Source organism: Gracilibacillus sp. JCM 18860 (assembly GCF_055395245.1).
This window is the reverse complement of sequence record NZ_AP043868.1, coordinates 1273812-1286436: the sequence shown is the minus strand read 5'-3', so window position 1 is coordinate 1286436 and position 12625 is coordinate 1273812. Positions and strand designations below refer to the sequence as shown.

Below are 12625 nucleotides of genomic sequence, written 5' to 3'. Positions count from 1 at the left end.
GGCTTATCCCTGCCTTTATCTTTAATCTAACAATAGGATAGCCAATTTAGGAAGTATACATACCTATCTATTCCATTCGGTAAGGCTTTTGATCATTTCGACATGAGGTATTCCTGCATCCATGAATTGGTCTGATACGGTTTTATACCCAAGTTTTTGATAAAACTTTTCTGCTTGAATCTGTCCGTGTAATTTTGCCTTATTCAAACCATTTTCTTTTGCATAATTTTCCATAAACAATAAAATGTCTTTTCCGTAGCCCTTTCCACGAAAGTCCTTTCGTATACAAATCCGTTCCATTTTACCATAATCATTTTGAAAGCGAATCCGGCTTGCTGCAATAGGTTTGCCTTCACTGTAACCAACGAAATGAGTGGCCATTTTTTCTAGTTCATCAATTTCCAATTCAACTGGTACGTTCTGTTCCTCGACAAATACTTCTTTCCGCACCTGATAAGCATCTTGAAGCTGCTCATCTGTTTGTACTATTTTGATTTCCAATTCCTTCACTCTCCCAACATATGTATTAGTATTTTGCGTAAGTCCTGTTGCCAATATGTCCATGTATGATCACCATTAAATTCCTCATAAGTATAATCCGATACTTTATTAGCTAATAAATGCTGAAAGGTACGATTCTCAGCTAAAAAATCCAGCACCTCCCCAGTCGTTATCTTTACATCTGTTTCTTCTGTACCTACGGAGTGATATACCTTTAGTCGCTGAAGTTGATTGGTTTCACGAATTTTTTTTAATACCGTTTCATTGACAAAAGGGGATTGCATAACCACTTTATTGATCGTACTAGGATAACTACTTGCAATCATAAAGGCTAATGTACCAGCAAGTGAATCTCCCATCAATGTATAGGAAAGAGGGGTTATATGTAACTTTTCCTCAAGTGATGGTATTACCTCACGGATTAGGAAATCGATATACTTCTTTTGTAGTTTCCCGTCAGGATGATATTTATCCAATCTATCATATCGATCCTGATAATGAATGCCAATAAAAATAGTTGGCTCAATCTCCATTGAAGCATGAAGCTGATCACTTAATGTTGCTATACGTCCGATTCGGAAATAATCATCACCGTCCTGCATGATACATAGCTGGTAATCATGAAAAGGTGAAAATCCCTCTGGAACGTAAATTTTAACCGTTAGAGCTTCCTGTAAATATTGACTTTCAATCACTAAATCCTCCATTTTTCCTTTACGCTTCATTCTATTTCCCCCATATAAACAGTACTTTTTAAAAAGTGTATCATAATTGCTCGAAAAGAGAAGAAATTTGCATGAAACGGTTCAAGATGTGCAACCTAATGAAAAAAGAAGGGTGTGTCAACGAATGAATTGGAAAAAAACAACTGCCATCTATTTATCGATATTTCTTGTCCTGTTTAGTGTTACTGGATTAGCGGTAAATGCTAATGAATCAACAGGAAAAACAGCCACCGTTCAAGCTGAATATTATAAAAATAACGAACAACTAAAATATCCTCAAGTAAGTGATGTTACTGATAAAAAGATGGAAAAAAGGATAAATCAAGATTTTACAAACTATATTAAGAAAGCCTATAAGGAATATAAAGAAAATGAAAAACAAGCAGAAAAGCATGGGTTTGCAGCAGATTTTCAGACAGAATTTGAAGTGAAATATAATCAATTCCCAAGGCTTAGTATCTTAATGAGTAAATATATCTTTAGTGGTGGAGCCCATGGCAACACGACTGTTGAGTCCTTTAATTATAATGTAGACACAGGTAAAAGGGTTTATCTAACTGATATTCTGACAACAGATGAACAGATTAAAGCTGTTACCGATTATGTGTGGGAATACGCAATTGAACGTCCGGAAATCTTCTACCCAGATCTTAAAAAAGAGGATATACAATTAGTAAAACAGACAGCATTTTATTTTAATGATCAGGGCATCACATTAGTATTTCAGCAATACGAAATTGCCCCTTATGTCTCAGGCAATCAAGAAATTGTTATCCCAAGTGAAATATATGAAGAAACCTGATTCTCTGGATCAGGTTTTTATTTCGCAAATAAAGTAAGGCAGAGTTAATTGACAAAATAAGAATAATTCCCTATAGTTATAATACAGTTACATATCATGATTCCGTAGCTCAGCTGGGAGAGCGCCACCTTGACAGGGTGGAGGTCGTTGGTTCGAGCCCAATCGGAATCATACTAGAACAGGAGTCTGTATCCCTTTTATATCAAGAGGTACAGACTTTCTTATTTACAAAACACATTTTCCAATAGCCTCATTATTTTATATGGTTTCTAATTGAATAACTATTGTATTAGTGATTTGAGCATTTCTTGGTGAACTATGGACACTAAAGCTATACATTCTTTCTTCTTAAGCAATTACATTTCAATCAAAGTTTGTCATTTTTTGAATATCTAGTATCATAATCGATGTTATTTGGTAATTAACTTGGTAATCTTTTTTAAAGTTGACCGCAAAATATCTAAAATCCGCGATAATAAAGTTAATTAAGATAACTTTTAGGGAAGACTCAACTTGTTCATCCTGCCGCCATCCACTGTATAAACCTGGCCTGTGATAAACCCAGCCTCATCAGCTGCGAGAAAAGCCACCAATGCTAAACCACTTCTTCAGGGGATCCCGTGCGAACTACAGGATGGATGCGCGCGAGGTCGCGTCTGAATGTCTCTGCTTCAGCTATACTTTCGATCATATCGAGGTTTAGATCGGTGTCAATCCAGCCAGGCGCCACCGCATTGCAACGTATTCCTTCATCTCCATGGTCCACCGCCACTGAACGGGTCAGCCCATGTAGCCCAGCCTTGGAGGCGCAGTAGGCTGCATGCCCCGGATTTGCGCCCAATCCTTCAACGGAGCCGGTGTTGACGATACTGCCTTGTGTCTTGCGAAGGTAAGTTAATGCTGCGCGAATCAACAGGAATGGGGCTGTCAGGTTAAGATTGAGGTTGCGTTGCCAATCTTCAAGACTCATTTCTTCAATTCTGGCTTCTTGCATCATACCAGCGTTGTTGATCAGCACATCAAGCCGCCCATGTCGGACGATGACTTCTTTAACAATCTGCTCCGGTGTATGCGGATTGGAGAAATCTGCCACGGTTGATTCAAAATCCTCGTCTTCCCCGCGTTGCGCGGTGATCACAGTCGCTCCTTCGTCACGTAACCGGCGAGCAATGGCCCGTCCAATCCCCGAACGTCCTCCTGTCACTAGCGCCACCTTGTTTCAAAACGCTTCATTTGATTTGTCATTATAATAACCTCCTTATTCACAATCACTACCTTATATACTATAGCTCTTCAGAATTTTGATAAAGTGTACTGTTGTTTTGTTCACTTTTTATTATTAATAATAATTGATAATTTATAGCTCACATATTTACTTAAATCTTCCAAAAATTCTTCAAGTTTGATTAACATTAATGATGTTCCCCTGAACAAGGCCATTTTTTTCTAATTTTGCTGATGAAACAGAAATACCAAAGCCTGTTTCCAAAATATCGAGGTTTTACATAGAGGATATCGTTTTTGATGATATATTCAATTCACTAACACAAAAGTAGGTCCTTTGGAGTATTGCTAATATCCAGTTATTGCGTTCAATCACAAAAGGTTTGATTGCTCGTTCTTCACCCAATATTATGTACTTCCAATTGTCCAACCTCCATAGTATGTAGTTTAATAAAAACTTTTATTAAGAATAACTGGATAAAAAAGATCCAAAAAGGGCCAATTTGTTTAGGCGTTTTTAAAAATAATTACGCATTAATCTGACGAAGGATATCATTTACATCAACGGTTTGACTTTCATTATGAAAGGATTTGACTAAATGTTAAATATTTCAGATATGCATCAATCAAAATGATCTAAGTAGTTTCAGTTGATAAAATACCCATATAGGTATATTATGGTTGTGGAAAACAATTGTCTGATGAAGGAGGCAAAAATAAATGGATGATAGCGATCATATCAAAAATAGAATAAAACGAAATGAAGGGCAGCTGAGAGAGATATTAAGAATGATGGGGGAGAACCAGGACTGTATAGAAGTGATTACGCAATTATCTGCATCAAGAACTGCCCTTGACCGAACCATTGATTTAATTGTCAGTTCCAATTTAATAGAGTGTGTTCGGGATGCTGATAAAAAAGGAAAAATACAGATGAATTAGTAAACCAAGCTGTAAACTTACTTGTGAAAAGTAGATAGATTTGGGTATTCTCTTCATTTTTTTTGAAACACTGTATACCTATAGGGGTAATTTAAAAAGGAGATTAACAAATGGAATATATATACTACGTTGTTCTTGCAATTTTGTTATTTTTTCTGTTGCGAGGGTTCCTGCCAATAAAAGGTGTGAACAATATTTCCACAACAGAATTGAAAACAGAACTAAATAAAAAGCACAAGCAATTTATTGATGTGCGCACACCTGTTGAGTTTAAAAGAAAACATATAAAAAGCTTCAAAAATATTCCTCTTGACCAACTGGCTCAAAGAGCTACAAAGGAAATCTCTAAGGAAAAAGAAGTAATTGTAATTTGTCAAAGCGGGATGAGAAGCAAGCAGGCATCTAAAATACTAAAAAAATCTGGCTGTGCAAAAGTAACTAATGTACGTGGCGGCATGCTTGCATGGCAAGGTAATGAGAAATAGAAGCATATGAACGATTTTCTTTTGGTGATTTAAGTAAAATATATAAATAAAGGAGATGTGCAATATGACAAATAAAATTTTAATTGTTGGCGGTGTAGCTGGGGGAGCATCTGCTGCTGCAAGACTGAGAAGATTAGACGAGAATGCAGAGATTATTATGTTTGAGAAAGGCCCACATGTGTCTTTTTCTAACTGTTCGTTACCTTATCATTTAAGTGGAATGGTGGAAGATAGTAAATCTCTTGTATTATCGACTCCAGAGACTTTTAAAAAACGGTTTAATATCGAAGCAAGGGTAAATAGTGAAGTAATCAACATTAATCGTGAAAAAAGAACAATTATGGTTAAGGACGCTGTAACTGGCAACACTTACGAAGAAGGGTATGATAAGCTAATTCTTTCCCCTGGTGCAGCACCAATTCGACCTGGATCAATTGAAGGCATTCACAATAAGAACGTATTTACAGTACGAAATGTTGTGGATATCGAGCAACTTAATGCTTATATAAAAGAGAACGATCTGACAGATGTTGCAGTAATCGGCGGAGGTTTTATAGGGGTTGAGGTAGCGGAAAATCTCCGTCTAGCTAAACTTAACGTGTCTGTCATTGAATTTGCTGATCAGATTATGACACCATATGATTATGACATGGCTCAAATCCTTCACAAGGAAATGGTCGACCATGGGGTGAATTTAATTGTTAATGATGGTTTAGCAAAGATTAATGATGGTTCAATCGAAACACAATCTGGAAAACAAATAAAGGTACAAGCAGTTGTGTTAGCGATCGGCGTAAGGCCTGAAACAAGGCTGGCGGAGGATGCCGGGCTTGAAATCGGTGAAACTGGTGCGATCAAAGTTGATCATAACTATGTAACTAGTGATTCTAATATATATGCAGTAGGAGACGCTATTGAAGTCTATCATCGATTATTGCATAAGCCAGCACTCCTTGCTTTAGCTGGGCCTGCACAAAAACAAGCAAGGGCTGTAGCAGATCATATCTATGGCATTCCTAACCGCAACTTAGGAGTGATTGGGTCATCCTCCATTCACTTATTTGATTTAAACGCAGCTTCTACTGGATTAAATGTACGAACGGCTGACAAAGCAGGATACAGCTGGGATTCCGTCTATATCTTGCCGGCTGATAAGGTAGGATTAATGCCAAACAGTAATGTGATGCACTTTAAATTAGTATATGAAAATCCAACAGGCAGAATTTTGGGTGCACAGGCAATTGGTAAAGGGAATGTCGACAAACGTATTGAAGTAATTGCAACAATGATTACAATGAATGGGACATTAGAAGACCTGAAAGATTTAGAACTGACCTACTCTCCAATGTTAGGTACAGCTAAGGATGTTGTAAACCATGCTGCCCTGGTTGCTCTTAATCAATTATATGGAAAATACCGCGAAGTCAAAGTTGCTCAGGTTCGTGAATTAGTAGAAAATAATGCCTTTATTATTGATGCGCGCGAGCAGAATGAATATAATGCTGGACATTTGAAAAATGCTGTCAATATTCCGTTAAGTGAATTTCGAGACAGACTTGATGAAATTCCAAAAGATATGGCCGTATATGTTCATTGTCGCTCAGGTCAACGCAGCTATAACATGGTAATGGCATTAAAAAACTTAGGATTTACGAACATATTTAATATATCTGGTTCTTATTTAGGAATTAGTCTATACGAGTATTATAATGACCTTGTAACAGATAGAGAGAAAATTGTAACAACATATAACTTTAAATAATACAATTTCGCAATCCTTCTATAAGACGATTATGACATGGATCTCTTTCTTTAAGTATCCTAATTTTGAATTGAAGGGAGAATAAACAATGAACCAATGGAATGAGCGCTTTAGCCAAGATCGATATGTATATGGAACAGAACCGAACGAGTTCTTGGCTGGAATTCAGAATAAATTGAAATTACCTGGTGACAAGGTACTAGCCATAGCGGAAGGTGAAGGGCGTAATGCAGCCTTTTTAGCTGAGCAGGGCTTGATAGTGACAGCTTGGGATTATGCCGAATCAGGTTTAATAAAAACAGATAAATTAGCGAAGACAAAAGGTGTAAGTGTAAATACAAAGCTGATTGATCTAAAAGATGTCGATTGGAAACAAGAAAACTGGGATGAGATAGTCTGTATATTTGGTCATTTCCCTAAAAAATTACGAACAAAGACGCTTCAGGGTGTGAAGGAAGCAGTGAAACCAGGTGGCTATTTTATAACAGAAGTTTACTCACATTATCAACTTCCTTATAAAAGTGGTGGCCCGAAAGATTTGGGGATGTTATATAGACCGGAGGAATTTCTGGATACCTTCTCAGATTGGCATATTATTCACTTTTTTATAGGTGAAGTGGTTAGACATGAAGGTGAATTTCATAATGGTTTATCACATGTTATTCAGTTTGCTGGGCTTAAACCTCTGTGAATTAAACATGAACGAGCGAGCTTGTAACCCTATAGCTTAAATTAAAAGTAAAAAGAGGAAATTCACATGAAAAAAGAAGTAATAATATATACAACAACACTGTGTCCAGTATGTGCGATGGTTAAAACATTTTTCACCAATCTGAATATACCTTTCCAAGAAGTGAATATAGATTTTAATCCATTAGCAATGGTGAAACTAGTGAGCAAAACATTTCGATTGACAGTACCGCAGACCAATATAAATGGAGAGTGGGTGTTTGGGTTTAATCCAGGCCTTATGTTAGAAAAATGGAATGCTTTAATCAAGTGAAAGCAATTTCTGAATAATCGCCAATCCCGTAGACTTGTGGATTGGCGATTGTTTTATTAATAGTAATGAAAAACAGACAGAAATGCTTTCACAATTCTGTCTGTTAAAATATATTAGAATGAGAAGGAATCTCCATCGTTTGGTATGGAAATATTAGTGGAGAATCCTTTTTCGTCAGCAAATGTCTTTAACTCTTCTCTTGATAATGTCCAGTGGTTAACAGCTTCCATGTGAACAGCAATAATTTTTGCGTTAGAAGCAGCCTTATACACTTCATAGACATCCTCTTTACCCATTACTAGAGAACCGCCCTCATTGAATTGATTATCTCCAGCATTTACCACAATAATTTCTGGTTTATGTGTGTCCATTACTTCCTTAACGGCATCATACCACACTGTATCACCAGCAACATATAATGTTTTTTCTGTTGAATGTTTGAAGACAATACCACAAACTTGACCAGCAACTTTTAAAATTTCTCCTCTTCCATGTTCACCCTTTGTTTTAACTAATTGAATACCTTCGAAGACTGTGTCTTCTTGTAAAATTTCGACATTTTGGAAACCGGCGTTGCGAATCTCTGCAGCATCTTCTTCATTTTGAGAGAATAGTTTAATTTCTTTTGGTAATGCTTCTTTAGCTGCTTCATCCCAATGATCATAATGTAGGTGTGTGACGATGACAGCATCAATATCTATGATAATATCTTCAATAGAAGTTGGCAAACTTACTAAAGGATTATACTGATCATCTCTTGGTGCATTCGGGAACGGTGGATATGCCCCCTTGTCTGCTAACATTGGATCAATTAAAAACTTTTTACCTGCATATTCTACAACTAATGTCGCGTTACGAATGTGTTGAATATTCATATTACCCAACTCCTTTACTATGAAAATTTTCCCGTACTTAGTATATTTTAAACGATGACTTGTGAATCGATACATAGAATAAATAAAGTCTTTTATCTGATTGACTTTATTAATGAAAGAAGTTAATGAACCCTTGTCCTAATAAAAAACACGGGTATAGTTCTAAGAACTGCACCCGTGTTAATGAATATCTAAGAGCCTTATTCCTATACATTTTTTTTGCATACTTGATTATTTTGAGTACAATTCATAAATCTTCCTTATTTTTTCATCTAGTTGTTTAAAGCGAACAAAACGTCCCTCTCGTATATATTCTTTGTTATTAATCATCAGAATCAATACAGGAGCTGAGAGAATTAAAAATTTCTCGGCCACTTCTTCCACTTTCGTAGCATCAATGTGACCAAGCTGAATGAGAGGATATTGATCTAGCAATTCCGTTAGCTTGGGCAGAATAGCATGACATGTACTACAATCTGGGGTGGATACGTAAAGGAAACTTAGCTCATTATCTTTAAGAAAATCCTCTGTCATTTTAATTGAAGTTAACTCATTTATCTTTTTCAAATTGCTCCTCCTTCTAAGATGGAAGGAATAGAACATAAGGACAATTTATTATTTTCCTTATGAAGCTTTTACTTTACTGTTACTTTTCCTTCAATAGTTATTTGGGCGTCTGCTTTTTTTAATATATTTCCGACTGCACATGATTTATCAGCGGATATAAATGCTCTATCAGCTGCTTGACTTTGCTTTTCTGTTGCTTCACTTGATAAAACAATATGTGGTTGATGGATAATTTGAATGCCGTCTTCTCTTGAAACATTTGCTTTCGACTTCATCGTAAATTCAATAACAGGCAGATCTTTTGTCTCCAGCATATAGACAAGTGTTGTTGCGTAGCATGTTGCTGCAGAAGCTAACAGTAATTCTTTAGGATCTGTGCCTTCTCCACTTCCTCCTAAAGATTGGGGTATAGCGATATCAGTTTTAAGATTTTCCCCTTGTATTTTACCATTACCTTTGGTATTTCCGTTCCAAACCATTTTTATTTCAGCCATTTCGTACCACTCCTACACAATTAATGATATACAGTTTACTAGTTAATTAGTTAACTGTGAAGCGTATTGTACTAAATAGTGTATTGCTTGTCAATCTTTAGTTTCTTACTTAGTTAATTTAGCTAATTCATATAATACTTGCATTTTTTTGTTTCCTTCATTAATCTAAATATACCTAGATAACTAGTTAAGTATGAAAGGTGAGGAATTAAATATGGAACATTCAGGATTACTTTTTAAAATAGATGCTCATTCTCCTTTACCAATTAATGTGCAGATAAGGGAACAGATAAAGTGGCTAATAGGGAAAGGATTACTTAATTCTGGAGATATACTTCCTTCAACCAATCAGTTAGCGGATCAATTATCCATTAACAGGAATACGATTCAGGGGGTATACTCTCAATTAAAGGAAGAAGGCCTGTTATTGATGCAAAAGGGACGAGGGACGCAAGTTGCCGGCGAAGAAGAAATTGAAAGATTTAAAACACAGCATTCCTATTTCAACTTTGTGGAACAAACAATAAAGGATGCTTACGAATCAGGATTTAAAATCGACGATGTTTTATTAGCTGGATTTGCCTACACCCAATTGTTTGGAGAACCCCAGAAGCAGAAGACACACTACCTCTTTGTTGAGTGCAAGATCAGCTCATGTATCTTCTATTTAGATGAATTGAGACGGGTGGCTTCCGCAGAAATTGATACAATTGATGTACAGGAGTCTCCTAAAGATCGTATTATGCAGTCCATTCGCGATGCAGATGTAATTGTAACACGGTCCGACCTTGCTGAGAGATTAAAGGAGTTTGTTGATGTCACACAGAAGAAAATCATATCTGTCGGTTCTACAAACGATGTCTCGTTGTTGCTTAATATGATAAGAGGCTAATTAAACTTAATAGCCTAGTAGAGATACTTATAGGCAAATTGTTTACATGTTTGAAAACCAGAAAATCAGGTGGAAATTTTTATTTCTACCTGATTTTTATTTTGAAAAACATATGTGTTAATAATTTTATAGCTTGACAATACATTAGGGGGGTATGGTATGATGTGGACGAAATAAAAATTAGGAGGTAATTAAAATGACAAATACAACACTTAATGTAGAAGGTATGTCTTGTGGGCATTGTGTAAGTTCCATTGAAGGAAGTGTAGGAGAACTTAACGGTGTGGAGGCAGTTAAGGTTCATTTGGATGATGCGAAAGTTGACGTAACGTTTGACTCTGAAATAGTGGATTTGAAAGTGATTAAAGAGACGATTGAAGAACAAGGTTACGAGGTTGTTTAGAACGGTCGTACTTTAATTACAGCATGAAGCATCCCGGTAAGTTTCACTGATAATCAGTGGGGTAAAAACCCTGCTGATTAAAATCTCACTATATAGCACAATCTATATATAACAATGTTTTATCAACACAGAAATTCAAAGGGAGGAATAAACAATGAACCACAGTGAACATAATCATCACCACCATGCTCATCAGCACCATCATCATGCCAAATCAGAGATTAAGACAGATGTGACCTATGAAAATGGAAAAATTCTGATTAAGCTGGAAGATAATAATGGAAAGCCGCCAGAGCTTGCTATACAACATAAGAAAGAGATGCATTTTATCATTATTTCTAATGATTTAGAGAAGTATTATCATCTGCATCCAGTAAAGGAGCAACAGGGAATCTATTCGGTAGAACAGGTATTGAGTGATGGTACCTACCAGGCATTCGTTGACATTACACCAGAAAATAAGGCTTATCAGATAAAGCCAAATACTCTTCAGGTTGGGATACGGGCAACAAGTAAAGTCACTCTCGGTAAAAAGGATAGCTGGACAAAAGAAAGTGGAGGCAAAACAGTGACCTTAAATGCTGGGAACGCAGTGGTTGGAAAAGAAGTTCCATTAGTGTTTGATACACAAGGAGAAAAATCAGATCCATATCTCGGTGCATTAGGTCATGTGGTTATTATTGACGAAAACGTTGAACAGTATATTCATGTTCACCCGGAAACAGAAGTCACTACTAAGTTTAATGCATATTTCCCAACCCCGGGCATGTACAAAATTTGGGCCGAATTTAAGTTCGGTGAAAACGTACAAGTTTATCCATTTATCATCAAAGTAAAAGAATAAACAAGGAGGTATGGTTAGAGATGAAAAACTATCAGCTTGAAGTTTACACAAGACCAACATGCTCAGATTGCCAGGACTTAAAGAAATTCCTGCAAAATCATCATATTCCTCACAAGGAATACGATTTAGCACAACAACCATCAAAAGAAGAGGATCTTAAAAAAATTACAGGAAATAGAATTGTACCAGCACTTGTATTTTCTCGTCGATCCTTCTTGGGTATAATGAAAAAGTCAAAAAGCATGATAGGGTTCGAGAGGAATAAGAATGAAATAAAGAAACTGCTAAATGTAGGTTAGGTCACGTGATAAAACCTGAATACAATTTAGTGTGTATTTTTTTATTCAGATAAATACCCTCCCCTTGTATAGTATATATGATTTAGGAAAGAAGGGGGAATGAATATGGAGACAGATGCACCAAAAATAAAAATTGCCATAAATGGCGGAATCGGTTTTGGAGCAAAGCTGAACGCAAAACAGCTTGTAACCATCTCCAAATACATGAATGAAGAGGATGAAATGGAATTAACGACATTCCAACAGCTTTATCTAGAAATTCCGGAAAATAGAAAAGACGAAGTCATAGAGGAATTGGAAAGCGTTGGGTTAGCTTGTTACTCAGTTGGAAATTTTGTAAAAAGTTTGCGAACTTGTAATTTTTGTAAAGGGGAAGAACGAGAAGGGATGCCGATAGCAAAAGAATTAAACCGGCGATTTGCTGGAAAACCAGTCCCTTTTACACTAAAGATGGCCTATACAGGATGTCCAGTAGGTTGCGGTGAACCTATGCTTAGTGATATCGGTGTGATGAAATTCAAAGACCATTACAATTTATATATTGGGGGAAAAGCGAAAGGTAAAGATGCCGAGGTTGGTTATTTACTGAAGGAAAATCTCACACCAGAAGAGTTGTACGATACTGTAGATAAACTCATTGCAGCATATTCACAAATGGGTAAGAAACGAGAGGCATTCTATAAATTCTGTAAGAGGTTTGATATAGATCAATTAGCTAATTACTCTGTTGCAGATTAAAAGTTAGATAAAGTATTTCACCTACAGAAGGCGCTAAAGATCAGTGGAGGTCAAAAATCCCTCGCTGAT

The 12625-nt window shown here is 36.4% G+C and carries 16 protein-coding genes, 1 tRNA gene and 1 pseudogene; 12 read left to right on the top strand and 6 right to left on the bottom strand.

From position 1 onward, the window contains the following. Positions 1-63 precede the first annotated feature (63 nt). Together ACZ5R4_RS06725 and ACZ5R4_RS06720 are read right to left on the bottom strand one after the other, a co-directional pair. Positions 64-501, bottom strand: coding sequence for a GNAT family N-acetyltransferase (locus tag ACZ5R4_RS06725; RefSeq protein ID WP_054788660.1), 438 nt, complete (start codon positions 499-501; stop codon positions 64-66). A 5-nt stretch (positions 502-506) separates the two neighbouring features. Further along, positions 507-1226, bottom strand: coding sequence for an alpha/beta hydrolase (locus ACZ5R4_RS06720; protein ID WP_464368235.1), 720 nt, complete (start codon positions 1224-1226; stop codon positions 507-509). A gap of 124 nt (positions 1227-1350) precedes the next feature. On the opposite strand from ACZ5R4_RS06720, the gene ACZ5R4_RS06715 reads away from it, so the two are divergent. Together ACZ5R4_RS06715 and ACZ5R4_RS06710 are read left to right on the top strand one after the other, a co-directional pair. Then, positions 1351-2028, top strand: a complete 678-nt coding sequence (locus ACZ5R4_RS06715; RefSeq protein ID WP_054860659.1) for a PdaC/SigV domain-containing protein — start codon at positions 1351-1353, stop codon at positions 2026-2028. A gap of 98 nt (positions 2029-2126) precedes the next feature. Further along, positions 2127-2199: transfer RNA gene (locus tag ACZ5R4_RS06710), tRNA-Val, on the top strand. A gap of 424 nt (positions 2200-2623) precedes the next feature. On the opposite strand, the gene ACZ5R4_RS06705 is transcribed toward ACZ5R4_RS06710, so the two are convergent. Then, complete coding sequence (locus tag ACZ5R4_RS06705; protein WP_464368234.1) at positions 2624-3232, bottom strand: SDR family NAD(P)-dependent oxidoreductase; 609 nt, start codon at positions 3230-3232, stop codon at positions 2624-2626. 740 nt (positions 3233-3972) lie between these two features. On the opposite strand from ACZ5R4_RS06705, the pseudogene ACZ5R4_RS06700 reads away from it, so the two are divergent. From ACZ5R4_RS06700 to ACZ5R4_RS06680, 5 genes and pseudogenes are all read left to right on the top strand, one after another. After that, positions 3973-4232: pseudogene (locus ACZ5R4_RS06700) on the top strand (metal-sensitive transcriptional regulator). Positions 4233-4304: 72 nt separating this feature from the next. Further along, positions 4305-4679 (top strand): rhodanese-like domain-containing protein, encoded by a 375-nt coding sequence (locus ACZ5R4_RS06695; RefSeq protein ID WP_054860579.1) that lies wholly within the window; start codon positions 4305-4307, stop codon positions 4677-4679. Positions 4680-4743: 64 nt separating this feature from the next. After that, complete coding sequence (locus tag ACZ5R4_RS06690) at positions 4744-6441, top strand: FAD-dependent oxidoreductase (RefSeq protein WP_464368233.1); 1698 nt, start codon at positions 4744-4746, stop codon at positions 6439-6441. A gap of 88 nt (positions 6442-6529) precedes the next feature. After that, a complete protein-coding gene (locus ACZ5R4_RS06685) occupies positions 6530-7132 on the top strand; it encodes an SAM-dependent methyltransferase (protein WP_464368232.1) in 603 nt (200 codons plus the stop codon). 66 nt (positions 7133-7198) lie between these two features. Beyond that, complete coding sequence (locus ACZ5R4_RS06680) at positions 7199-7444, top strand: glutaredoxin domain-containing protein (RefSeq protein ID WP_054860581.1); 246 nt, start codon at positions 7199-7201, stop codon at positions 7442-7444. A gap of 113 nt (positions 7445-7557) precedes the next feature. On the opposite strand, the gene ACZ5R4_RS06675 is transcribed toward ACZ5R4_RS06680, so the two are convergent. The 3 genes from ACZ5R4_RS06675 to ACZ5R4_RS06665 form a co-directional block, all read right to left on the bottom strand. Further along, complete coding sequence (locus ACZ5R4_RS06675) at positions 7558-8319, bottom strand: MBL fold metallo-hydrolase (RefSeq protein ID WP_464368231.1); 762 nt, start codon at positions 8317-8319, stop codon at positions 7558-7560. A gap of 231 nt (positions 8320-8550) precedes the next feature. Next, the gene (locus ACZ5R4_RS06670; protein ID WP_054860582.1) at positions 8551-8886 is read right to left on the bottom strand and encodes a thioredoxin family protein; all 336 of its coding nucleotides are present in this window, start codon (positions 8884-8886) and stop codon (positions 8551-8553) included. A 68-nt stretch (positions 8887-8954) separates the two neighbouring features. After that, on the bottom strand, positions 8955-9380 hold the full coding sequence (locus ACZ5R4_RS06665; RefSeq protein WP_054860583.1) for an OsmC family protein: 426 nt from the start codon (positions 9378-9380) through the stop codon (positions 8955-8957). Between the two features lie 214 nt (positions 9381-9594). Between ACZ5R4_RS06665 and ACZ5R4_RS06660 the strand changes: the two genes are divergently transcribed. The 5 genes from ACZ5R4_RS06660 to ACZ5R4_RS06640 all read left to right on the top strand — a co-directional run bounded on the left by ACZ5R4_RS06660 (position 9595) and on the right by ACZ5R4_RS06640 (position 12556). Beyond that, positions 9595-10272, top strand: a complete 678-nt coding sequence (locus tag ACZ5R4_RS06660; RefSeq protein WP_181397586.1) for a GntR family transcriptional regulator — start codon at positions 9595-9597, stop codon at positions 10270-10272. A gap of 196 nt (positions 10273-10468) precedes the next feature. After that, positions 10469-10675, top strand: coding sequence for a copper chaperone CopZ (gene copZ / locus ACZ5R4_RS06655; protein ID WP_054860586.1), 207 nt, complete (start codon positions 10469-10471; stop codon positions 10673-10675). Positions 10676-10829: 154 nt separating this feature from the next. After that, complete coding sequence (locus ACZ5R4_RS06650; protein ID WP_054860587.1) at positions 10830-11519, top strand: hypothetical protein; 690 nt, start codon at positions 10830-10832, stop codon at positions 11517-11519. Between the two features lie 20 nt (positions 11520-11539). After that, on the top strand, positions 11540-11818 hold the full coding sequence (locus ACZ5R4_RS06645) for a glutaredoxin family protein (protein WP_054860588.1): 279 nt from the start codon (positions 11540-11542) through the stop codon (positions 11816-11818). 105 nt (positions 11819-11923) lie between these two features. Continuing rightward, entirely contained in the window at positions 11924-12556 is a 633-nt protein-coding gene (locus tag ACZ5R4_RS06640; protein WP_464368230.1) for a nitrite reductase, read from the top strand. Positions 12557-12625: the final 69 nt, after the last annotated feature.